This window comes from Rhodococcus sp. C1, assembly GCF_020809065.1.
GTDB classification, from domain to species: Bacteria; Actinomycetota; Actinomycetes; order Mycobacteriales; family Mycobacteriaceae; genus Rhodococcus_F; species Rhodococcus_F qingshengii.
Window position 1 is genome coordinate 5,728,945 of record NZ_CP078080.1, and the last position, 22,989, is coordinate 5,751,933.

The following is a 22,989-nucleotide window of genomic DNA, read 5'->3' on the forward strand; positions in this document are numbered from 1 at the left end:
CGGTCAGGCGTCGAAATCGACTGTTATCTGTTCACCGACAGGGAAGGTCTGGCAGGTCAGTACGAAACCCGCGTCGACTTCGTAGTCTTCGAGTGCGTAGTTCCTGCGCATCTCGACGTCACCGCAGGTGACCTTGGCGCGACACGTTCCACAGACCCCGCCCTTGCACGCGAAGGGCAGATCCGATCGGTACTGTTCCGCTGCATCGAGAATCGACTGGTCTCGCGGAAGTGTCGCGGTGGTCGATCGACCGTCGAGAGTAATAGTCACCTCGCTGCTCGGTCCGACAATTCCGCGCTCACGATGCACTGCAACCGGCGGAGCGACGTCGTCGACGTAGAACAGCTCGTGATGGATGCGATCCTTGGCAATTCCCAAGCCGGCCAGTACTTCCTGGGCGTCGTTGACCATCCCGAACGGACCACACAACCAGAAGCCGTCGACCTGGTCGCACGGAACGAGAGAGGTGAAGATCTCACGCAACCGGTCGGCGTCGAGACGGCCCGAGAACAACTCGACCTCGCGCGGCTCGCGAGAGAGGACATGAATAACGTCCAGGCGCGCACCGTACCGGTCCTTCAGGTCGGCGATCTCTTCGGCGAACATGACTGAACGGGTGCGCCTGTTCCCGTACAGCAGGGTGACATCGGCCTCGGGGTTCACCAGCAGTGTTGCAGCGATGGACAACATGGGCGTGATTCCGGAGCCCGCCGCGATCAGAACGTGCCGTCCACCCAATGCCGGATCGGCGACAAAATTGCCCGAAGGGCCCTGGACGTCGATTCGATCCCCGGCCTTGACGTCTCGCACCAACCAGGAGGAGAAGAGTCCGTCTGCCACTTCGCGAACCCCCACCCGTGGAGACGCCCCTACCGGTGCACAGATCGAGTAGGAGCGACGGTGTTCGACGCCGTCGATCATCCGCCGCAGTGTCAGTGACTGCCCGGCGCCGAAGTCGAATTGATCGGCGATATCGGCAGGCACGTCGAAGGTGACGGCAACTGCGTCGTCGCACAGTGATTCGACACCGGCGACCGTCAACGGGTGAAATGGTTTGTTCCGGTTCGTCGTTGCAGTACTCATCTGTTCAGATCTCCTTCACGTGATCGAACGGCTCGAGGCAGTCGAGGCAGCGATAGAGCGCTTTGCACAGGGTCGCACCGAATTCCGAACTCAGTCTGGTGTTTGCCGAACCGCACTGGGGGCACAGGATGTCGCGCGGCTTGGCCGTCAAGGTCAAGGCGATTGGGCCGGAGGTGCGACGCGGCGCGGCCCCCGGCACCGAGTACCCGGCCGTCCGAAGTTTCGCGAGCCCCTCTTCGCTGATCCAATCCGAACTCCAAGGCGGCGACAGTTGAGTCTTGATCTGGACGCTGCCGTACCCCGCGTCGGTCAGCTTGTGCTCGATGTCGTCTCGCATCGTCGCCATCGCCGGACACCCGGAATAGGTGGGAGTGATTGTCACACAGACCAAGTTCGCTTCGACGTCGACCGATCGGATGACGCCGAGATCGGCCAAGGTCAACAGTGGCATCTCCGGATCCATCACCGAGGCGACGATCTCCTGCGCCGAAGAGACAGTAGCGGAAGAGACGGTAGCGGCAGTCACGGTCACCACACCCCTTCCGGATGCTCCCGAGCGACGCTCTGCATTTCGGCGAGAAGTAGCCCTAGTGCCCCGGTGTGCAGTCCGGCACGCCCGCCGCGGCCGCCGACGAAACCGGAGAAACGCGAAGGGGGCTCTTCCATTTCGGCTGCATGGAGGACCTGGGCAAGAACAGCGTCGAACTCCGGCCGAACAGTACGCGGATCCACTCCGACGCCAACTTCTGCCAAAACGAGTTCGTCCTGGGTGGGAACAAAGAGTTCGTCCACGAACGGGAAGATCTCGAGTAGGGCCGCGGCAGTCCGACGCTTGGATTCTGCCGTGCCGGCGCCCAACGTGACGACCCATCTTGCCGCGTAGTCGCGGTGGTAGGTCAGTTCTTTGACGCCCTTGTTCGCCACGGCCGCGAGGACCGGGTCCCGCGATGTGCGGAGCCGATCGAACAGCGCCAGCCGCCAGGTCGAGAACACGAGCAGCCGAACGACCGTGTGCGCGAAGTCGCCGTTGGCGAGCTCCACCAGTCTCACGTTGCGGAAACGGAACTGATCACGAAAGAAGGCAAGCGCATCTTCAGCCGGCACCGGCGACGTGTCCGAGATGAACGGAACGACAGTGGAATCGGCTGCTGCCGCGCGAGCCAGCAGCAGCCTGGCCTGTCCGATCAGATCCAGACCGACATTCGCGAGAGCTACCTCTTCTTCGAGTTCCGGTGCCCGCGTCGACCATTCGGCGAGGCGCTGCGAACTGACGAGCGCGTCGTCGCCGAGCATGAGGCAGTAGTGCGCCAGCGCACCGAGATCGACGTCATCCGGCACCGTGGTGTCGACTCCGGCGAGGGGGTCGTCGAAGCTGGTTCCGAACGCCCACTGACCGTGGCCGTCGCCGTCGACCAGGCCGTCGTAGGCACTGTCGTGATCGTTCATCTGTTGGTCCTCGAAGTCGAAGTGATTCTCACATGTGCGGAACGGAGTCCGGGATGTCGTAGAAAGTCGGGTGCCGGTAGACCTTGTCGCCGCTCGGCGCGAAGAACGGATCCTTTTCTGCCGGACTCGAAGCCACGATGTTCGCTGACGGCACGACCCAGATGCTCACGCCTTCGTTACGTCTGGTGTAGACGTCGCGCGCGTGGCGTAGGGCCATCTGATCGTCTGCCGCGCGCAGGGATCCGACATGCACGTGGTTCAGTCCGCGCTTTCCCCTCAGAAATACCTCGTACAAAGGCCATTCGCCCCGCACCTGATCGCGCTGTACCTGATCGTTCTCGCTCATGATGTTTCCCCAGTCGTGCGATCGTGCGCGAGTCTCTCGCGCTGTGCAAAGGCGTACGCGGCGTCGCGAACCCAGGCCCCGTTGTCGTGTGCGGCTCTCCGATTGGTGATCCGCTCGACGCTCGCCGCTCCGTTGCCGCGGACCACGTCCATGAATTCGCTCCAGTCCGGCTCGCCGAAATCGTGTGCGCCACGCTCGGGGTTCCAGCGCAGGTCGGGATCAGGGAAGGTCACACCGAGCATCTCGGCCTGCGGTATCGACATGTCCACGAATCGTTGCCGCAGTTCGTCGTTCGTGTGCCGCTTGATGCGCCACTTCATCGACTGCTCGGTGTTCGGCGATTCGTCGTCCGGCGGTCCGAACATCATCAGAGCGGGCCACCACCATCGGTCGACGGCTTCCTGCACCATTGCCCGTTGAGCTTCCGTGCCGCGCATCATCGTCGCCAACAGCTCGAAGCCTTGCCGCTGATGGAACGATTCCTCCTTGCACACACGGATCATCGCGCGCGCATACGGCCCGAAGGAGCTGCGGCACAGCGGAACCTGATTGCAGATAGCAGCTCCATCGACCAGCCATCCGATCACACCCACGTCGGCGTATGTCAGCGTCGGATAGTTGAAGATCGAGGAGTACTTCTGCTTTCCCTCGATCAGTTTGGTGGTCAGATCGCCACGATCGGCACCGAGCGTCTCGGCCGCGGAGTAGAGATACAGACCGTGCCCGGCTTCGTCCTGGACCTTCGCCATCAAGATCGCCTTGCGTCGCAACGAAGGCGCACGGGTGAGCCAGTTTCCCTCGGGCTGCATTCCGATGATTTCGGAGTGCGCATGCTGGGCAACCTGACGGATCAGAGTCTTGCGGTAGCCGTCCGGCATCCAGTCGCGAGGCTCGATGCGCTGGTCTGCCGCGATCGTCTCGTCGAACAGGTTCTGCAGGTCTTGTGGAGCTTCCACGTTGGTCATCGTACCTACCTTTTATTACCGAATGATCGGTTGGTAACTAGTATGCACCGAGGTGTCCCAGCACACAAGAGAATCTTTCGCCGCACCCGAAATCAGCGGCCCCCGAAAACCGGCTTCTGCTTCGACAGGAAAGCCGTGACTGCGCCTCGATGATCTGCCGTGGAACCCAGCTCCACCTGTGCGTTCGCCTCGGCCGCCAGCGTCTGGGAAAGCCCAGGAGCAACGGCACGGATCAGCGATTTCACGTGGGCGAAGGCCGCGGTGGGTCCGTCGGCAAGCCGACGCGCGAGTACCCGAGCCTCAGCTGCGACGTCCTCGTCGGCCACCACGCGATGAACCAAGCCCCACTCCAGCGCGCTCTGCGCGTCGAACTTGTCGCCGAGCAACATCAGGCCACTGGCGCGGCTAGGTCCGAGCGCGTGCACGAGCGCATGACTGAGCCCGGAGTCACTGGCCAGACCGATGCCGGTGAATGCCGTCGCAAAGCTCGCGCGAGCCCCCACGACACGGATGTCTCCGGCCAACGCGATTCCCAACCCGGCCCCGACGCAGGCACCGCCGATACCCACCACGACCGGGACAGAGAGCGTCGACAGCGCCGTGACGATGGGGTTGTAGTGCGCCTCGACGGTATCCATCGCGTGCGCCGGATCAGCATCCAACGCTGCAGCGTGCTCGCCCAGATCCTGACCGACGCAGAAGTTCTTGCCTTCGGCGAGAATCAACACCGCTCGAACCTCTGCGTCCGTGTGGACCTGCAGCAACGCTTCGAGCAGCTGAGACTTCATTTCGCCGTTGACGGCATTGGCGGCCTTGGGTCGGTCGAGAGTGATTGTCGCCAAACCTCGCTCGATCTCCAAGCGAATCACGTCAGTCATCGATGTTCCTTTCGCAGGCAGTTCGGTTCAGCTCCATGTGTGAAAACCCTGTCCCGTCTTGCGCCCCAACTCGCCGCGAGCCACCTTCTCTCGCAGCAGTGCTGGAGGTGCAAATCGATCACCGAGCGTGCTCGCGAGGTGTTCGGCGATCGCCAGGCGCACATCCAACCCGACCAGATCTGTCGAACGCAGCGGGCCCATCGGATGCCGATACCCCAATTCCATTGCTCGGTCGATCGATTCCGCGTCCGCCACACCCTCTTCGAGCATGCGGATGGCTTCGAGCCCGAGACCGACACCAAGCCGGCTGGTTGCAAAACCAGGTGAGTCGTTGACGAGCACCTCGGCTTTGCCGAGCATCGACACCCATGCTCGTACCGAGTCGACAACCTCGGGGCGGGTCTGAGGCGCCCGGACGATCTCGACCAACAGCGACGCCGGGACTGGATTGAAGAAGTGCATACCGATGAACCGGCCCGGATCCGTCAGCGCTGCGCCGAGTTCGGCGATCGACATGGAACTGGTGTTACTGGCGATCACGGTGCTTTCTCCGGCAACGGTTTCCGCAGCGGCGAGCACCTCGACCTTGAGGGCCGCAATTTCCGGGACCGCCTCGACGATCAGGTCGAGCGACGGTGGCAACGAGGTCACTGCGTCCACGGTGCTCACGCGCGCCAGCACCGTCGCGGGGTCCTGGTCGTCGAGTTTCCCTCGCTCGTGAGCTCTGTCGAGGCCGGCGGAAACACGCTGCAACGCGGCCGCGGTGTCGCCACTCTCCGCGATGGTGACCGCCCCGCCGAGACTGGCGAACACCTGGGCGATACCCGCACCCATGCGTCCACCGCCGATGACTCCGACGGTCTTCGGTGCAACTGCTTCAGTCATGATTTCTTCTCCAGGAAGGCCGTCATGCGATCGCGCTTGTCCGAACTCTCGAACAGGACGGCCTGGGCGATGTCGTCGGCAAACGGATGCGATCCCGGCGCATCGACGATGATCTTGGTCAATCGCAGTGCCAGCGGGGACAGTCGGGAAATGCGGTCGAGCAGCCGATGCGCTGCGTCGACGTGGCAGTTCGGTTCGGTTACCTCGACAACCAGGCCCGCTCGTAGCGCCTGCTCGGCGTCGAGGTTCCTGGCACCGAGGAGCATCTGCTTCGCGATCGAGACGCCGACGAGCTTCGGCAATCGATAGCTGGCGCCGGCGGCTGCCATTATGCCGAGATTGGGCTCGGGATTACCGAAGACCGCCGTCGTTGTCGCGACGCGAATGTCACAGGCGTAGGTCAACTCTGCCCCGCCGCCGAGCGCATAGCCGCTCACGGCGGCCACGGTGGGCAGCGGGAGCTTTCCGATACGGTCGAACAGGGTCCGGTTGATACCCGCAAACGCTTCCTCTCGTCCGCGCGCTCGGAGCTCCGCGATGTCAGCGCCGCCCGCGAAGTGGTCTCCGCGCCCGGCAAGCAGGAGCAGCTTCGGATCCCGTTCGAGGCGTCCACAAACCTGATGCAGTTCGTCGATCATTTCCGCGTTGATCGCATTGCGTTGCGCGGGCCTGTCGAGGGTGACCACGACGCGATCCTCGCGCTCGTCCACGTGCAGGGTGTTCACATTCGCTCCTTCTCGCTCTTCTCCATTAGTAACCGAACATTCGGTCGTTTGGCAAGGGTGAGAACGAGGATGGTGCACAGCTTTGCCCGAACTGAGAAGATGGGGACATGACTACGGCACGCCCCACTCGACGCACCGGCCTCCCCGGACGTCCCGGCTACGACCTCGATTCGCTCCTGGCCGTGGCCGTGAAGGTGTTCAACGACAAGGGCTACGACGGCGCCAGCATGGAGGTGCTCGCCAAGAAACTCGGCATCACGAAGTCCTCGATCTACCACCATGTGTCCGGAAAGTCAGAACTTCTCGAACTCGCCCTTTCGCGTGCACTCAACGCCCTGTTTGCGGTCACGACCGAAGAGGGCGCCACCACCGGTCCGTACATCGACCGGCTCGAATACCTGGTCCGGCGCAGCGTAGAGGTGCTGGTCGCAGAGCTTCCATACGTCACCCTGCTCCTGCGCGTCCGCGGCAACACGACGGTCGAGCGCGCCGCGCTAGCTCGTCGACGCGAATTCGACAACTTCGTCGGAGGTCTCGTCGCGTCCGCCGCAGCGGAGGGAGACTTGCGCCCGGACATCGAACCAGCCCTCGCCAGCAAGCTGATGTTCGGCACCGTCAACTCACTGATCGAGTGGTACAAACCCCGAGCGGGTGAGTCCGTCTCCGACATCGCCGACGCGGTCGTCGCCGTCACTTTCGACGGACTTCGCAAGGCCTGACTCCAGGCAGTTCTGCCGAATCCTTGACAACGCGGCGTTACCGGGCGATCGTAATTACCGACCGAACGTACGGTGAGATGGAGTTGTCGTGAGCAGACTGTTGGAAAGCTATGTGGCCGGTCAGTGGTACGCCGCACCGGACGCAGGTACCCCGTTGCCGAGCGCAGTGGACGGATCGGAGGTGGCCCGGATCTCCGCAACCGGCATCGACCTCGCCGAGATGGTTACGTACGCCCGCGAGGTCGGCGGGCCTGCGCTGTCCGCGATGACCTTCCACGAACGTGCCGGCGCGCTCAAGGCTCTCGCCCTCACGTTGATGGCAGGAAAAGCCGAGTTCTACACACTCTCCACTGCCACCGGTGCGACGACGCGAGATTCCGGGGTGGACATCGACGGCGGATTCGGGACCCTGCTGAGCTACGCGAGCAAGGCTCGGCGCGAATTGCCCGACAGCACAGTCTTTCTGGACGGAAACGTCGAGCCTCTCGGCAAAGGCGGAACCTTCCTCGGGCAACACGTCTATACATCACGTCGCGGCGTCGCCGTGCAGATCAACGCCTTCAATTTCCCGGTGTGGGGGTTCCTGGAGAAGCTGGCACCGGCATTCATCGCGGGGGTGCCGTCCATCGTCAAACCTGCCAGTTCCACGGCATATCTCACCGAACTCGTCTTCCGGCGCATCATCGAATCAGGCTTGCTCCCGGAGGGTTCCGTCCAACTGCTCTCCGGTAGTGCACGGGGCCTCCTCGATCACCTCGGCGGGCAGGACTCAGTGGCATTCACCGGATCCGCCGACACCGCCGCAACGCTGCGTGCTCACCCGAACGTCGTCGGCAAGGGCGTCCATTTCAATGCCGAGGCCGATTCACTCAACGCGTCGATCCTTGGCGAGGACGCCGTACCAGGAACGCCCGAATTCGATTTGTACGTCAAACAACTCGTCACCGAAATGACAGTCAAGGCTGGTCAGAAGTGCACGGCGATCCGGCGCGCCCTGGTCCCGGTCTCGCTGGTCGACGCCGTTGTCGATGCCGCATCCGAGCGACTGAACAAAGTGGTCGTGGGACACCCCGATGCCGACGGCGTCACGATGGGAGCTCTCGCCAGCATCGAACAGCGTGACGAAGTCTTGAAATCCATTCGCGGTCTGACGAAGTCGGCAACTATCGTATTCGGAGACCCGGACAACGTCGACGTGGTCGGTGCCGACGGCCAGTCAGGAGCCTTCCTTTCCCCTGTCCTTCTCCGGGCGGAAGAGAATGCGCACGAGGTACACGAGCTGGAGGCCTTCGGACCCGTCAGCACCGTCATCGGATACGACGGCATCGATCATGCGATCGAACTCGCGGCCCATGGCGAGGGAAGCCTCGTCGCCTCGGTGGTCACTGCCGACACCGACATCGCACGTCGACTGGTGCTGGGCCTCGCAGCTTTTCACGGCAGAGTGCTCGTCCTGAACCGCGACGACGCCAAGGAATCCACCGGCCACGGCTCTCCCCTTCCAGTCCTCGTACACGGCGGTCCCGGCCGTGCCGGCGGCGGTGAGGAGCTGGGTGGCATCCGCGGAGTTCTGCACCACATGCAGCGGACCGCCGTACAGGGCACACCCGACGTCCTCACCGCAGTCGGCGAGCGCTGGTTCACCGGATCGCAGCGCACGACCGGATCCGAACATCCATTCCGAAAGAGTCTCGCCGAGTTGAAGATCGGTGACACTGTTGTCGGCGGTCCGCGCCAGGTCACACTCGCAGACATCGATCATTTTGCAGAGTTCACCGGTGACACCTTCTACGCTCACACCGATCCGGTGGCCGCTGCGGCGAATCCACTCTTCGGCGGCATCGTCGCGCACGGCTATCTTGTTGTCTCACTCGCTGCGGGCCTGTTCGTCGACCCGGCTCCCGGCCCGGTTCTCGCGAACTTCGGCGTGGACAGCCTCAGGTTCCTGACTCCGGTCAAAGCCGAAGACAGCCTGACGGTCACCCTCACAGCCAAGACCATCACACCTCGCAGCAGCGCAGACTACGGTGAGGTTCGTTGGGACGCCGTGGTGACGAACCAGGACAACGATCCGGTCGCGACATACGACGTCCTGACTCTGGTAGCCAAGACTCGCCCCGAAGGGAATTGAAAGCACATGACCTATCGAGTAGCAGTGTGTTACGGACGCCCCACCGATCCGGAGGCTTTCGACAAGTACTACAACGAGATCCACGTCCCGCTCGCCAGCGCAGTGCCAGGGCTCTCGGACTTCACGTTCAGCAAGTGCTCGACGCTGGACGGCTCCGATCCAGTCTTCTATGCCGTCGCCAACCTCGTGTTTCCCGATCTCGAGACGATGCAGAGCGGCCTGAAGTCCCCGGAGATGGGCGCCGCTGGAAAAGATGTCGCAAACTTTGCCACCGGCACGGTCGACATGTATGTCCAGGAAGTTGTCTCGGTCCTCTAGACCCCTGCAATTTCCCGATCACACAGGAGTTGTCTCGTGAGTACAGGAAGCATCACCGCCAGAGAGATGTTCGACGCGGACCAGGCATCGCAGGCACTCGGTATCGAGATTTCCGAGCTGGCGCCCGGTAGCGCAACCGTGACCGTCACCGTGGGCGAAACCATGGTGAACGGTCACGGAATCACACACGGCGGTTATGTTTTCCTGCTCGCGGACACCGCGTTTGCGCTCGCCTGCAACGGCTACGAGGATTCAGCCGTTGCAGCGCGCGCGGACATCAGATTTCTGCGTCCGACCCGTCTGGGCGACACCTTGACCGCGGTCGCCACCGAGAAGGCTCGAGGCGGCCGAAGTGGGATCTACGACGTGACCGTTCGCAATGGCGACACCGTCGTGGCCGAGTTCCGCGGCGACAGTCGAACCATCACCCGCTGAAATTCAGCCCACGGTGTATCAGCCCACGGTGTATCAGCCCACGACGGGAAGTTCGAGGGGGCCGGAACCGTCGGCAAAGATCGTCACCGGCATACCTTGCAGTCCCCCACGGAAACTGATGTCGCCACCGGTGATCGCGAGACGCACGGAATGCCCTGGCTCGAATCGGTGCACTATCGCCGGCATCGTCACCGGCACCGGCTGCGACGGATCACTGATGCGTATGGGCGCGATGAGTCCGTTGATCAGCGAGGAAGTTCCGTCCGGAGCCACGTCGTAGAGTTTCGCGAACACCACCGGCTGTCCGGGCGCCGCAACACGCAGCGTCACAGTGGGGGCTCCCACCACGTCCATAGCCTCGGTCATCGGCGCAGTGGTCCAGAGCGCCTCGGTTCCCGGAATCTGTGCATTCGGAATGTTTCCGGCCGGATTGATATTGAGTGGCTCTACGCCCGTCGGCAGCCCAGCCGGTGCGGTGACGATCGTCTTCGAACCCGGTATCACCGGCGTGCCGTCCGGTAGCAGTCCCCCGTCAGCGGACAGATGGAAGGCGCGAGCGGTCCCGACATCGACGGTGTCGGACGTCGCGTAGGCCGGTGCCGCGTTTCCCTCGTAGTCGATCCAGTTGCGGAAATACGCGAATTCCGGGCCGGTCTCGGTGTTCTCGTCCTTGAGGTAGTGATCGAACCAGTCCATGAAGCGACCGGTCTCGTACTGGGTATCCTCGTCGGGTGCGGAGAAGCTGAACTCGCCCGGCGCAGCGGCCAAGTGGCTGTGCCCCCACGAATGCCAGATCATCTTGGCATCGACGCCACGATCCTTCAGCGCGTCGTAAGTCGCGGTTGCCTCGTTCAGATCGAACAGGGTGTCCTGTTGCCCCTGAGCAAGCAGTACCGGGATATTGATCCGGTCGACGAACGACGAGACCGATGACGCTCGTAGCTCACTCACTACTTGCGGTCCGATGTCGCCGGTCACCACTGCCTCGGCGATCGCGTTGCACATGTAAGGGACGTAGTTCGGGCAGCCGGGTAGCCGTGCGGGATCTGCGATGTAACCGTCCACACCGGGATTCGCGATGCCCGCGCCGAAGAGCAGCGATGCAAAGAGCACCTTCGCTGCTCCCGGCTCCGCTGTCGACACACCGGAGATGATTCCCGTGCTGTTGGGCGCCAAGGAATACGAGAGATCGTTCCAGGTGATCATGGGGATGATGGTGTCGATGCGGGGATCGACACTCGCGGCGGCGAATTGAATGCCGCCGCCGTAAGAGCCACCCGTCATTCCGACTCGCGGGTCGTTCGTCGACGGTGCACCGGTGTGATCGACGGAGTCCTGAACCACCGTGGTGAGCGCCGGATAGGGCTGCGTCAGAGCCTGATCCGTGAAGGCAATCCCTTCTTGGCCGCCGAGGAAGCTGACCAACTGGGAAGCGGCGATACCGTCGTATGCGGGAGAGTCGAGTGTGATCTTGCAACTCGTGCCGCCGAAACCCAATCCCGAATACGTCAGTCCGACATACCCGTTCTCGGCGAAGTTCTGCAGGGCAGGAATCTGGTCCTTGTACGAACCGCCGAACCCGTTGGTGGTCAGGATCGCGGGAGCTGGGTTGTCAGAGTCGACACCATCGGGAACAAAGAGTTCACCGACGACGGTGCACGGCGTCGAGAGTTCAGGCCCGACATCGACCGAGAAGTACAGCAGCTGTGACGAATACGAGCCGTTCGGTGAATCCGCGAGCGCCGGCGGCGAAAAGCCGAGGGCGCAAACCACGAGCGTGACGACACTGATCGCTGTTCTCCGGCGCACCTGAAAACCGTACACCCGGATCTGTTCTCCACCAGCTCAATCCGGCGCGTGCCGCCAACGTTTTCTCGCGAAAGTCACGCCAGACCGAGCCGACCTCTACTTGACCGTCAAGGTGCCGTGCATGCTCGGGTGGTAGGTGCAGTGGAACGTGTACGTTCCAGGCTCGTTCGGCACCGTGATGGTTTCCGTCTCACCCGCTTCGATGTCCTCGTTGAACAACCCCGCGGTATCGGACGTGACCGAGTGCTCGACGGTGTCGTTGTTCTGAATGGTCAGTACCTGTCCGGGCATCACCGACTCCGGCGTCGAATATTCGAAACCGCTGATCACGATTCCCATCGACGACGCTCCCGGCGTCGACATACCCAGAGGCATGCTCGGCATCGACATACTGGTCGGCATGCTGGTCATCGGCATACTGGTCATCCCCATGCCGTCGTGATCGGCCGAATCGTTGTCCGACGAATCGTTGTTGTCACTGCACGCGGTCAGTGCGAACACCGCCAGGATCAGCGCTGCGAGCACTGCGAGAATCCGCTTCATTGCTTCGCCTCCTGCTCGTTCCCCCGCAGTCTGCTGATTACCCGCCGCCTAGGGGGCCAAACAGCTCCGATGTGGTGCCTGCGGCGCTGATAGTGCACGATTTCTGCACCAGCTCCACTCGCGGACCGACACTGAAGGAAACAGCACAGATGGCCAAGAGCAAAACGTCGAAGGCAGCCCAGCCGAAGGCGTCGAAGGCAGCGCAGCCCAAGGCTCCCAAGACAGCAGAGCCGAAGGTAGCCGAGAAGGCTCCCGCCGTTCTCTGGAAGGACCTGCCGGACGAGCACGACTACCCGGCAGCCCGCGATTACCTCCAGTTGGGCGCGACGCCGGTTCAGGTCCAAGCTCTCGTGTACGCCCTCAAGACGGCGACGCTGGTCTCGAAGAAGGCCAAAGACATCCTGCGGGCTGCTGGGCTCCCTCTGCTTCCGGTCGACAACCCACACGTTGCTGCCGACCTGTTGAAGATCCGCAAGGGGATCGCGCTGTCGCCGATCCTGCTGGTGCAGGGAGACTTCCGCGCCGGAGTACCGGCGCAGATCGCCGACGGCTACCACCGTGTCTGTGCGAGCTACCACGTGGACGAGAACACCGCCATCCCCGCGAAGATCGCACCCTCGACAGTTAACTCGTAGGTCGTCGATGACCTTCGGCATCCTTGCCCTCGTCGCGCTGGCCGGCATTCTCGGCCCGCTGCTCGGCGCTCGCGTCAGCTGGCATGTCCCCGTGGTGGTCGGCGAACTTGCCGCGGGCGTCGTCTTCGGTGTCACCGGTTTCGGGCTGCTCGACTCTTCGGACCAGACTTTCACGTTCCTGGCCGATATCGGATTCGCGCTCACGATGATGGTGGCCGGCTCACACGTCCCGGTCCGCGATCCGGCAGTCCGTGCGGCAATCGGCAAGGGTGCCGTTCGCTCGGTTGTCGTCGGACTTCTGTCGGTTGTTGCCGGCTACGGTGCGGCGACGGCATTCGGCACCGGTCACGCCGCGCTGTACGCGGTCCTGATCGCGTCGTCGTCCGCGGCGTTGATTCTCCCCATCGTCGATTCGCTGGGGCTCGGTGGAACCTCGGTTCTGCAGATGACTGCCCAGGTCGCGATCGCGGACACCGTCTGCATTGTTGCGCTGCCTTTGGTGATCGATCCGGACAATGCCCCTCGTGCCGGTGTCGGCGCACTGGCTGTGGCGGCGTGTGCGGTTGCCTTGTTCTTCGTACTGCGAGCCTTCCACCGGTCCGGCCATTGGCGAAGGCTCCACAAATTCTCGGAGAAACGAAAGTTTGCACTCGAACTCCGGATCAATCTGGTGATCCTCTTTTCTCTGGCAGCGCTGGCGTCGAGCACTCACGTGTCGATCATGCTCGCGGGCTTCGCCTTCGGGCTCGTTCTTGCCGCGATCGGTGAACCCCGCCGCCTCGCCAAACAGCTCTTCGCCATCACCGACGGCTTCTTCGCTCCCCTCTTCTTCGTCTGGTTGGGAGCGGCGATCAATCTGCGCGACCTCGTCACCCATCCGTCCGCCATCTGGCTCGGATTGGTCTTGGGCGGAGCAACTCTCGTGGTTCACGCCGCGATACGCGCCCTCGGTCTCCCGCTCCCTCTCGGCGTGCTGTCCGCCGCACAACTGGGAGTACCGGTTGCCGCAGTTACGGTGGGCACTCAATTGGGGGTGATGGGCGACGGTGAACCCGCAGCCATCCTCCTCGCCGCCATGATCACGATCGGTGCAGCAACGCTGGCGGGTGCTGCCGCGTCGAAAGCTGGTCTCACGAAGCCTGCTTGACCGCGGCCCTCTCCACCGTCAGCAAGCTCTCCTCCGAATGTTCGGCGTGATACGCCGCGCCGCCGCCGCGGACACCGAAGAGTCGCTTGCTCCAGATCAGCCATACGACGGCAGCGATGTTCACCAGCAGCAACCCGGCCCTCAACCACGTGATCTTCTCGGTCAATTCGTAGATTTCGAGGGGCAGGAACAAGCTGGTCGCCACCACCGCGAAGTACTCGCCCCAGCGTTCGACCATCCATAGGCCGACTGCCTCGATCACTTGAAGGCCGGCGTAGACCAACAGCCCGACTGCGATCCAGGTGAGCGTCGTAGCGGACAACGAAAACGCCTGCTCGATGTGATGGACCAGTTTGGAATCGTCGATGTTCCAGCCCAATTGACGGGCAAGTGGCCTGATCAACGGCAATTCGTTCTCGAAGGCGTCCTCGGCGCGACCCTTCGACGATCTCAGTTCGAACACACCGATCGCCAGAAGAACCAAACCCATAGCGCGGAACATTCTCTCGGTGGCAAGAAGTCGCATGATCAACCGGTCGCGAAGCAGCCTCCCCCGCGGAACCTCGGGGGCGGCGTCCGCCGGTCCCGATGCTCGGGGCGCTCCCGGGACGAAGTTGCCGCAACGTAGGCACCGCCACGCCTGACCCACCGCAGTATCCACATGTAGTCGATCCCGCAGCTCAGGTTCGTCCGGAGCGTAGGTCTCGTGACCGTGCCAACTGCACGAGCGCAATGCGAAGTCCACGGGTGAACTCTATGCCGCATATGCCCGGTAGCGTGGATACCCGCTGACCGTGCACTTCGAACGATGAGGATTCCGATGACAACCACCAAGATCGAAACCCGGCATGGCGTCATGGCAGTCGACGACAGTGCCACCGACGGTTTTCCGGTTGTCTTCATCCACGGGAACTCGGCCAGCCGCTCCATCTTCCGTCATCAGGTCGACGCCGACTGGGCCGGCGACTACCGCATGATCACTCTGGACCTACTCGGCCACGGCGACTCCGAGGACGCGAGCGATCCCGAAGCCGCATACACGCAGAACGGTTACGCCGACGCCATCGTCGATGTTCTGACCGAACTCGGCGTCGAAAGAGCCGTTGTCGTCGGCTGGTCGCTCGGCGGACACATCGCTCTCGAGTTGATCGCGAAATTCCCCGGGCTTACCGGAATCGTCATCACCGGTACGCCGCCGGCAAATCCCGAGACGCTCGGCGACGCCTTCAATGCCGGCGACGGATTGTCCATCGGCGGCACCGAGGTCATCACCGCGCAAGAAGCCGAACTCTACGCACGAATGACCGCCGTTCCCTTCGAGCAGGCTGCCCTCGACGCCGCGATACGCACGGACGGACGCGCTCGCAAGATCATGTTCGACGCATTCGGCGCCGGCCGCGAATCGGATCAGAAGGCTCTGGTTGCAACGGCGTCTGTGCCTCTCGCGGTGATCGACGGCGCCGAGGACCCGTTCGTGAACACGTCGTATGTCGCGTCGTTGACCTTCGCGAATCTCTGGGAGGGCACGTATCACGTAATTCCCGGTGTGGGGCATGCAGCGTTCTGGGAAGCCCCTGAGGTGTACAACCCACTGTTGCAACGATTCCTCGGCAGTTTCGCACAGTAACCTGCTGGACAACCTGCTGGACGCGGCGTCCTATGAGATAGAAGCCACTCGACAATCCGGCCATGTCCGGATCATTCATCGCCGTCCTACAGTTCGGAAAACGACTGGAGGCACTGCGATGACCATTCTCGAGCACGGCACGGAAACGTGCATCGGTGGACCGACCCTTCCCCAGATACGACGCCTCGTCACCGAAGTGCCCGGCCCCAACTCGCGCGCTTTGGCAAAGCGCCGGAGCGCCGCACTGCCGGCCGGGCTGACCAGCGGATCCAGCATTTACGTTGCCGCAGCGGGCGGAGGAGTTGTCGTCGACGTCGACGACAACTCGTTCATCGACTTCGGCAGCGGCATCGCCGTGACCACCGTCGGAAACAGTGCGCCGCGCGTGGTCGAACGCACCACGCGCCAGCTCGGTCAGTTCACCCATACGTGTTTCCTCGCAAACCCCTACGAGGGGTACCTCGAGGTCTGCGAAGCGCTCAACCGCCTGACCCCGGGAGATCACGAGAAGCGAACAGCGCTGTTCAACACCGGCAGCGAGGCGCTCGAGAACGCCGTGAAATACGCACGTGCCGCCACCGGTCGCCCGGCAGTTGTCGTCTTCGACCACGCATTCCACGGTCGCACGTTGATGACCATGACGATGACAGCCAAGAACCAGCCGTACAAGGCCACATTCGGCCCGTTCGCACCAGAGGTCTACCGGGTTCCGATGGCATACCCCTACCGTTGGCCGAGCGGCCCCGAAAACGCGGCCGACGAAGCATTCGCCCAGTTCCGTCTTGCGATCGACACTCAGATCGGCGCCGAATCGGTAGCCGCTGTGGTCGTGGAACCGATTCAGGGTGAGGGCGGTTTCATCGTTCCCGCTCCGGGATTCCTGAAGCGAATCTCGGAATTCTGCCGTGAGCGCGGCATTCTCGTCGTCGCGGACGAGGTCCAGACCGGTATCGCACGAACCGGAGCCTGGTTCGCCAGCGAGAGTGAGGACTTCGTCCCCGACATCATCACAACCGCAAAAGGTCTCGCCGGCGGAATGCCACTCGCCGCCGTGACCGGCCGTGCCGACGTCATGGACGCCGCGCATCCCGGTGGTATCGGCGGTACGTACAGCGGCAATCCCGTTGCCTGCGAGGCCGCCCTGGCAGTTTTCGAGACGATCGAGATGGAAGGGCTCCTCGACCGCGCCAAGGACATCGGCGACATTCTGACCACAGGTTTGTCCGAAATCGCTTCGGACACAGACATAATCGGCGACATTCGTGGACGCGGCGCCATGATTGCAATCGAACTCGTCCACGACGAGGACAAGGCTCCGAATCGCGAGGCCGTCGCCCAGATCGTCAGCTACGCCCACACGCACGGTCTCCTTCTGCTCACCGCCGGCACCTATGGAAACGTCGTCCGTTTCCTCCCGCCGCTGAGCATCTCCGACGAGTTGCTGACCGAAGGACTCGGTATTCTTCGCGACGCTGTGGCCGCAGTCCGATGAGCGTCGCAGTGCGCAGCTTGATCGGCGGAGCTTGGGTCACGGGCAGCGACGGCACACTGACGGACACCAACCCGGCCCGTCCCGACGAGGTTGTCGCCACCGGAGGCCGCGCCGGTGCCTCCGAAATGGCGACCGGTGTTCGCGTCGCCCGCATCGCCGCGAACGACTGGGCCCGCCTGCCGATGTCCGCACGCGGCGCATACCTCACTCGCGCAGCGGAAATCATCGAATCCAACGCTGAGGCCTGGGGCGAAGAACTCACCCGCGAAGAAGGGAAAACGCTGGCCGAGGGTATCGGAGAGGTGCGCCGCGCAGCGCAGATTCTGCGTTACCACGGCAACGCCGCCGACCGCGAGACCGGAACGGTGTATTCCTCCCCACGTAGCAGCGAGCAGATTCTCGTCACTCGCAAACCTCTCGGCGTGGTAGGCGTCGTCACGCCGTTCAACTTCCCGATCGCGATCCCGGCATGGAAGATTGCGCCTGCCTTGGTGTACGGAAACACCGTCGTCTGGAAACCGGCTGCCGCGGTGCCCCTTCTGGCCTTCCGTCTCGCGCAGGCACTGACCGAAGCGGGCCTACCCGACGGAGTCCTGAACATGATCCTCGCCGACAGCGCGGCCGGTGAAGCGCTGGTCGATCACCCGGACCTCGACGCCGTCACCTTCACCGGTTCCACCGGCGTCGGCCGAAAGATCGCGGGATCTGCTGCGGCGCGCGGAGTTCCGGTACAGGCGGAAATGGGTGGAAAGAACGCAGCCGTCGTACTTGCCGACGCAGATCTCGAGCTTGCGGTCGAGCAGGTGATGCTGGGCGCATTTCGGTCAACCGGCCAGAAATGCACGGCCACTTCACGTCTGGTGCTCCATGAATCCATCGCCGAGGAATTCCTGGCCAGGCTGACCGTTGAAGTCAAGCAACTGAGAGTCGGAGATCCACTCGATCCCGACGTCACGACAGGTCCCGTGGTCAGCGCATACGCGCAGCAGTCGATCATCGAGGGGATCAATCGAGCCGTCGACGGCGGCGCCAGGGTTGTGGCCACCGCCGAAGCGCCGCAGTCGGGCTACTACGTCCAACCGACAGTGCTGGAACTACCGTCGAGCACCGAACTGTGGTTCGAGGAACTCTTCGGCCCGGTACTGGCGGTGCAGCGGGCAGCAACAACCGCAGACGCATTCCGCTTGGCGAACGAGGGCGAATTCGGTTTGTCCGCAGCATTGTTCACGCAAGACCTGACCAGTGCACTTGCCGGTGTCGACGATCTGGACGTGGGGATCCTGCACGTCAATTCGGAATCGGCGGGCGCTGATCCCCACGTACCTTTCGGCGGTGCGAAGAGGAGTGGATACGGGCCCAAGGAACAAGGCGACGCGGCACGAGAGTTCTTCACTCACACCACCACCGTCTATCTCAGGGGCGGCCGAGCGTGATCTGAATTCGATTCCGCCTGCAGCAGTTCACGAGCTTTGAGTGCGATCCACAACTCGGACCGGGTGTGGGCGGAATCGAGATCTCGGCCGATCAACTCGGCAGCCTTGTCCATGCGGTTACGCAGCGTGTGCCGGTGAACACCCAATTGCGCTGCAGCGGATTCCCATTGACCATTGTGGTGCAGGAACGCTTCGATCGAGTCCACCAGACGGGAACCGTTCTCGGCGTCGTAGCCTTCCAGCACACCGAGACCGCTGGCCGCGATCGACTGCAGAACATCGCTCGACTGCACACTCAACAAGAGACTGAAAGTCCCGAGTTCCGAGAACGGAACGAGTGTGTGTCCTTCGACCTGCCCCACTTTGGCAGCAGAGACAGCCTCGCGCAGACTGGCCGCAACACCGCTAATCGGCCGGACGCCACCGATTCCACCGTTGATACTCCGGCGTGAATTCTCCCGTACTCTCGCATACACACTGCGCGTGACCTTCTCCGCAACTTCACTTTTCACGACGAACCACACACCGGTTCCGTCAGTCAGCGGGGCCAACAGGTACGGCACCGACTCTTCTTCCAGGGCCGCTGAAGTGATGTCGGTGGCCGCAAGCAAAGGTCCGACATCGGTCAAGGCGGTTGCCACCACCGTGGTTTCGGATTCGAATCCGAAGTACCGCAACAGACTTTCGTCGACGTCACCGCCGGCCTGGCGCACCATCGTCGTAACGGCCAACCTCAGCCGCTGTTCGGCATCGACAACCCGCAACGGCTTGGCAAGCTCGATGGTCAACAGCGACACCGTGTGGCCCACCAACAATCGCTCGGACTGATCCAAGGCGGCCTCGGACGCCACGGCCAGCGTGCCGCTCACAGCAAGGCGGTGAATGGCCAGATGGCCGTCGTCGTCCACCACGATCCGGCTGCGCTCCTTACCTGATCGCTCCCTGATGCGTTCGGGCAGAGACGAACTCGCACCTTCCGTCAGAGCCAGCACCGCGCCGTCCCGATCGAGAACACAGACTGCTGCGTGAACGGCTCGACCCAGGGCAGTGATCAGAGCCGGCACCCCGTCGAGCAGGGCACGCGCCAACTTCTCCTGCGCGTCGACCACCGCCTGCACCGTTCGTATCTGGTCGGCGGTCAGTTCGTCGATCACGGCCCGCGAAATGGCGATGAACGGCGTCTCCTTGGCGACGGAAAGCACGGCAAAACCCAGTTCGTCGCCGGCCCTGATGATCGCGTCCGGCACCCTCTCGTGCACGGTGCCGGTGTCGAACGCCAGTGCCACCGCACCGGTCTGCGCGATGCGCTCGACGTACTCGTATTGCTTTGTCGCCGAACGCGGTAGATGCAGCCCCGTCGTCATGACAAGCTCTCCACCGGCGAGCCAACGGGTCGGATCCTGCAATTCGATTGCGTGCGCCCAGCTGATCGACAGATCCACGTCGTCGTGACCGGCAACGATCGTGAGGCCGAGCGAGGTGGTGGCCGCCAGGCGCCGGACAGTCATCGGCATTACCGGAACCTCCGAAGACATTGAACAGAAAGGCAGTGGATAAATGGGCAGTGGACAGAACTGACAGTTTCCAGTTCAGATTTGTACATCAAGTCCATGTTCTGGATCACACGATGAGCTTAGCGTCTCTCCGAAAGAACTGATCGCGTCATGCAATAGGAGCTGAGCCCAGATGCCCGACAGCAGCACCGAAACAGCCGAAGCCGCCAGCGTTCATTCGACACTCAAAACAGGCTTGAAGAAGCGTCACCTGACCATGCTTTCCATGGGCGGCGTCATCGGCGCCGGTTTCTTCGTCGGGCTGAGCGGAATCATCAACCAGGCCGGCCCCGGCGCAGTCATCACGTGCGCGATCTGCGGCATCATCGTGTTCCTGGTGATGCGCATGCTCGGCGAAATGGCCGTGGCCAAGCCATGTACGGGATCGTTCACCGAATACGCCCGCATGGCGTTGGGCGACTGGGCGGGTTTCACCACTGGCTGGCTCTACTGGTATTTCTGGGTGATCGTCGTCGGCATCGAATCCGTCGTCGGAGCAACCTTGCTCTCCCGGTGGATCCATGGTGTCCCGCTCTGGCTCATGTCAGCGGTACTCCTGTTGGTGATGACCGGGGTCAATCTTCTCTCCGTCAGCAACTTCGGCGAGGCTGAATACTGGTTTGCGGGTATCAAGGTCGCCGTCATCATCGGCTTCATCGTGCTCGGCAGTCTGTTCGTCTTCGGCATCTGGCCCGGCAGTGAAGTCGATTTCAGCAATCTGACCGGCCACGGAGGATTTCTGCCGAACGGCTTCACCCCCGTACTGGTGGGCGTTGTCGCCGTGATCTTCTCCATGACCGGAGCCGAGCTTGTCACGATCGCCGCAGCGGAATCCGCCGAACCTGCCGGAGCGATCAGGCGGGCCACGAACACGGTCGTCTTCCGCATTCTCGCCTTCTTCGTTGTCGCCACCTTCCTCCTCGTGACGATGCTGCCGTGGGATTCGTTCGTCGTCGGCGATTCTCCGTTCATCTCCGCACTCGACCTGCTCGGAATTCCCGGCGCCGCCGACATTCTCAATCTCGTGGTTCTGGTCGCGGTGCTGTCCTGCCTCAATTCCGGCCTGTACACGGCGTCGCGGATGCTCTTCGCACTCTCCGTCTACAACGACGCGCCGGCCTGGATGACACGGACCAACAGCCGCGGCGTGCCGGTGAAGGGCGTACTCGCCTGCACTGTGGCCGGGTACTTCTGTATCGCGGCCGGCTACATCTGGCCGGATACGATTTTCTTGTTCCTCGTGAATTCGTCGGGCGCAATCTGCTTGTTCGTTTACATCCTGATCTGTGTATCCGAACTACGCCTCCGACGCCGATGGGAACGCGAAAGCCCCGAGATTCTGAAATTCCGTGTCTGGTTGTATCCCGGCCTGCCGATAGTGGTCACTGGTCTGATTCTCGTGATCCTGGTGGGAATGGGTCTCAACGAACCCACGCGCGCGGAATTCGTCCAAAGCCTGGTCGCGCTGGGGGTCATCCTCGCCGCTTACGGCGTGAGAAAGTCTCGTACGCGAAAAGTCGGATCGTTCGCGACCGCCTCGAACAACGCACACAGCAGTTCGAAGAAGGCTTGAAACAAGCATCGAGTAAGCGCTCGACTCGATAATTGAACCTCTTCCCCGAAAAGAGCCGATCCGATGGAAGCGGTCGAACATAGATTTTCTCTTTACCTAAATTCAAGGCAAAATGGACAGCATGCCGAGCCCTGTCATCACCTCCGAGGGGCACAGTTCTTGGCGAACACTTCACGAATGGTTGAACGAACCACACGACTACGAGTGGATAAAGCACCAGAGATCCGGCCGGGCAATCATTCCGATCTTCCGAACCTTGCTCGGAATGATGACGATCATCTTCGGACTGTCCGCTTTCTACAAATTGATCGGTCCGGATACGCCGCCGACCACCCCCGGCAAAGCTCTTTCGATTTTCATGATCTGTACGTGTGTGGGAATCGCCGCATGCTGGTTCACACAACCGTTTCCCGGACGCCGGGGGTTGCTTGCATTCGGAATATTCGCAGATCTCGGGATCGCGGCTGCCGTCCTCCTGGTGCCGGATCGCTCGTCCGGGACGTTCGGTTGCATCGTCTTCGCGGTCACCGGAACCTTTGCGACGCTTTTTGTCAGCGCAAAGTGGCTTGTCGCTCATGTCGTTTGGTCGACGACCGTCACGACCACCGTTTTCGTTCTTGCATATCTGGAAGGCGACGTCGATATCACGACGCTTCTGGCCCGCGGCACCGTTCTTTTCGGAGCTGTCACACTCGTTCCCATTTTTGCGCACCTGACTTGGCGCACTCTCTACCGCGATGCCCAGTATTCGGACCGGGATCCCCTCACTGGACTGTTCAACCGTCGGGGACTGGAAGGGGCAGTCGGCGATCTCTTCGAGAGCGCCCGAGACGATTCTTCATCTCTCGCCTTCATCGTCGTCGATATCGACAAATTCAAAACAGTGAATGATCTTCACGGTCATGCCGAAGGCGATCATGTCATCAGGAGAACCGCGAACCGATTGAGCACACATCTCGGCGAACGCGGAGTCATCGCTCGAACCGGCGGGGAAGAATACCTGGCCGTCATCGCCGGCGATCCCGAATCGACAACCCTGTTGATCGAAGGGATAAACGCGGCGCTGTCGGATTGTTCCGACGCGATCCCCACAACGGTGAGCGTCGGAGCGGTGATGATGACCGCCGAATCGAAGGCGTGGAGCGGCGGTGCTTCCGCAATCCTGGCGGCGACAAATGTCGCGGATTCGATGATGTATCAAGCGAAAGCGGCAGGCGGTAATACGATCCGCTCGGCTCAGATCTGA

The 22,989-nt window shown here is 62.3% G+C and carries 23 protein-coding genes; 11 read left to right on the forward strand and 12 right to left on the reverse strand.

Annotated features, from left to right (window positions below):
- Positions 1-3: 3 nt before the first annotated feature.
- From paaE to KTR60_RS26570, 8 genes are all read right to left on the reverse strand, one after another.
- The gene (gene paaE, locus KTR60_RS26535) at positions 4-1,083 is read right to left on the reverse strand and encodes a 1,2-phenylacetyl-CoA epoxidase subunit PaaE (protein ID WP_064687859.1); all 1,080 of its coding nucleotides are present in this window, start codon (positions 1,081-1,083) and stop codon (positions 4-6) included.
- A 4-nt stretch (positions 1,084-1,087) separates the two neighbouring features.
- The gene (gene paaD / locus KTR60_RS26540; RefSeq protein WP_047269445.1) at positions 1,088-1,546 is read right to left on the reverse strand and encodes a 1,2-phenylacetyl-CoA epoxidase subunit PaaD; all 459 of its coding nucleotides are present in this window, start codon (positions 1,544-1,546) and stop codon (positions 1,088-1,090) included.
- Between the two features lie 65 nt (positions 1,547-1,611).
- Positions 1,612-2,529 (reverse strand): 1,2-phenylacetyl-CoA epoxidase subunit PaaC, encoded by a 918-nt coding sequence (gene paaC / locus KTR60_RS26545; protein ID WP_042446423.1) that lies wholly within the window; start codon positions 2,527-2,529, stop codon positions 1,612-1,614.
- 28 nt (positions 2,530-2,557) lie between these two features.
- On the reverse strand, positions 2,558-2,875 hold the full coding sequence (gene paaB / locus KTR60_RS26550) for a 1,2-phenylacetyl-CoA epoxidase subunit PaaB (protein WP_007730622.1): 318 nt from the start codon (positions 2,873-2,875) through the stop codon (positions 2,558-2,560).
- Complete coding sequence (paaA, locus tag KTR60_RS26555) at positions 2,872-3,840, reverse strand: 1,2-phenylacetyl-CoA epoxidase subunit PaaA (RefSeq protein WP_047269397.1); 969 nt, start codon at positions 3,838-3,840, stop codon at positions 2,872-2,874. Before paaA ends, paaB begins: the two co-directional genes overlap by 4 nt.
- Before the next feature lie 92 nt (positions 3,841-3,932).
- Complete coding sequence (locus KTR60_RS26560; RefSeq protein WP_058226875.1) at positions 3,933-4,718, reverse strand: enoyl-CoA hydratase/isomerase family protein; 786 nt, start codon at positions 4,716-4,718, stop codon at positions 3,933-3,935.
- A 27-nt stretch (positions 4,719-4,745) separates the two neighbouring features.
- Positions 4,746-5,603, reverse strand: coding sequence for a 3-hydroxyacyl-CoA dehydrogenase family protein (locus tag KTR60_RS26565; protein ID WP_007730617.1), 858 nt, complete (start codon positions 5,601-5,603; stop codon positions 4,746-4,748).
- The gene (locus tag KTR60_RS26570; protein ID WP_058226874.1) at positions 5,600-6,328 is read right to left on the reverse strand and encodes an enoyl-CoA hydratase/isomerase family protein; all 729 of its coding nucleotides are present in this window, start codon (positions 6,326-6,328) and stop codon (positions 5,600-5,602) included. The genes KTR60_RS26565 and KTR60_RS26570 overlap by 4 nt, the downstream gene beginning before the upstream one ends.
- 107 nt (positions 6,329-6,435) lie before the next feature.
- Here KTR60_RS26570 and KTR60_RS26575 point away from each other — a divergent pair, with 107 nt between their 5' ends.
- From KTR60_RS26575 to paaI, 4 genes are all read left to right on the forward strand, one after another.
- Positions 6,436-7,047, forward strand: a complete 612-nt coding sequence (locus KTR60_RS26575; RefSeq protein WP_007730612.1) for a TetR/AcrR family transcriptional regulator — start codon at positions 6,436-6,438, stop codon at positions 7,045-7,047.
- An 88-nt stretch (positions 7,048-7,135) separates the two neighbouring features.
- Positions 7,136-9,178, forward strand: coding sequence for a phenylacetic acid degradation bifunctional protein PaaZ (gene paaZ, locus KTR60_RS26580; RefSeq protein WP_228401424.1), 2,043 nt, complete (start codon positions 7,136-7,138; stop codon positions 9,176-9,178).
- A gap of 6 nt (positions 9,179-9,184) precedes the next feature.
- Positions 9,185-9,496, forward strand: a complete 312-nt coding sequence (locus KTR60_RS26585) for an EthD family reductase (protein WP_003943191.1) — start codon at positions 9,185-9,187, stop codon at positions 9,494-9,496.
- Between the two features lie 66 nt (positions 9,497-9,562).
- A complete protein-coding gene (paaI, locus tag KTR60_RS26590) occupies positions 9,563-9,931 on the forward strand; it encodes a hydroxyphenylacetyl-CoA thioesterase PaaI (RefSeq protein ID WP_046380079.1) in 369 nt (122 codons plus the stop codon).
- 33 nt (positions 9,932-9,964) lie between these two features.
- Here the strand turns inward: paaI and KTR60_RS26595 are convergent, their stop codons facing one another.
- Together KTR60_RS26595 and KTR60_RS26600 are read right to left on the reverse strand one after the other, a co-directional pair.
- Positions 9,965-11,755, reverse strand: a complete 1,791-nt coding sequence (locus KTR60_RS26595) for a CocE/NonD family hydrolase (protein ID WP_416309248.1) — start codon at positions 11,753-11,755, stop codon at positions 9,965-9,967.
- A gap of 81 nt (positions 11,756-11,836) precedes the next feature.
- Positions 11,837-12,283 carry a cupredoxin domain-containing protein gene (locus KTR60_RS26600; protein WP_042446430.1) on the reverse strand — a complete coding sequence of 149 codons (447 nt, stop codon included), beginning with the start codon at positions 12,281-12,283 and terminating at the stop codon, positions 11,837-11,839.
- Between the two features lie 272 nt (positions 12,284-12,555).
- Between KTR60_RS26600 and KTR60_RS26605 the strand changes: the two genes are divergently transcribed.
- A complete protein-coding gene (locus KTR60_RS26605) occupies positions 12,556-12,918 on the forward strand; it encodes a hypothetical protein (protein WP_042446474.1) in 363 nt (120 codons plus the stop codon).
- Between the two features lie 7 nt (positions 12,919-12,925).
- Positions 12,926-14,065 (forward strand): cation:proton antiporter, encoded by a 1,140-nt coding sequence (locus KTR60_RS26610; protein ID WP_030536077.1) that lies wholly within the window; start codon positions 12,926-12,928, stop codon positions 14,063-14,065.
- Here KTR60_RS26610 and KTR60_RS26615 read toward each other — a convergent pair.
- A complete protein-coding gene (locus tag KTR60_RS26615) occupies positions 14,049-14,810 on the reverse strand; it encodes a DUF2127 domain-containing protein (RefSeq protein WP_228401426.1) in 762 nt (253 codons plus the stop codon). The two genes, KTR60_RS26610 and KTR60_RS26615, sit on opposite strands and share 17 nt — an antisense overlap.
- A 75-nt stretch (positions 14,811-14,885) precedes the next feature.
- Between KTR60_RS26615 and KTR60_RS26620 the strand changes: the two genes are divergently transcribed.
- The 3 genes from KTR60_RS26620 to KTR60_RS26630 all read left to right on the forward strand — a co-directional run bounded on the left by KTR60_RS26620 (position 14,886) and on the right by KTR60_RS26630 (position 18,617).
- Positions 14,886-15,692 carry an alpha/beta fold hydrolase gene (locus KTR60_RS26620; RefSeq protein ID WP_003942939.1) on the forward strand — a complete coding sequence of 269 codons (807 nt, stop codon included), beginning with the start codon at positions 14,886-14,888 and terminating at the stop codon, positions 15,690-15,692.
- 118 nt (positions 15,693-15,810) lie between these two features.
- Positions 15,811-17,184 carry a 4-aminobutyrate--2-oxoglutarate transaminase gene (gene gabT / locus KTR60_RS26625; RefSeq protein WP_064443609.1) on the forward strand — a complete coding sequence of 458 codons (1,374 nt, stop codon included), beginning with the start codon at positions 15,811-15,813 and terminating at the stop codon, positions 17,182-17,184.
- On the forward strand, positions 17,181-18,617 hold the full coding sequence (locus tag KTR60_RS26630) for an aldehyde dehydrogenase family protein (RefSeq protein ID WP_228401427.1): 1,437 nt from the start codon (positions 17,181-17,183) through the stop codon (positions 18,615-18,617). Before gabT ends, KTR60_RS26630 begins: the two co-directional genes overlap by 4 nt.
- On the opposite strand, the gene KTR60_RS26635 is transcribed toward KTR60_RS26630, so the two are convergent.
- The gene (locus KTR60_RS26635; RefSeq protein ID WP_228401428.1) at positions 18,593-20,125 is read right to left on the reverse strand and encodes a PucR family transcriptional regulator; all 1,533 of its coding nucleotides are present in this window, start codon (positions 20,123-20,125) and stop codon (positions 18,593-18,595) included. The genes KTR60_RS26630 and KTR60_RS26635 overlap by 25 nt on opposite strands.
- 178 nt (positions 20,126-20,303) lie before the next feature.
- Between KTR60_RS26635 and KTR60_RS26640 the strand changes: the two genes are divergently transcribed.
- A complete protein-coding gene (locus tag KTR60_RS26640) occupies positions 20,304-21,743 on the forward strand; it encodes an amino acid permease (protein WP_030536080.1) in 1,440 nt (479 codons plus the stop codon).
- A gap of 121 nt (positions 21,744-21,864) precedes the next feature.
- Complete coding sequence (locus tag KTR60_RS26645; protein ID WP_228401429.1) at positions 21,865-22,989, forward strand: GGDEF domain-containing protein; 1,125 nt, start codon at positions 21,865-21,867, stop codon at positions 22,987-22,989.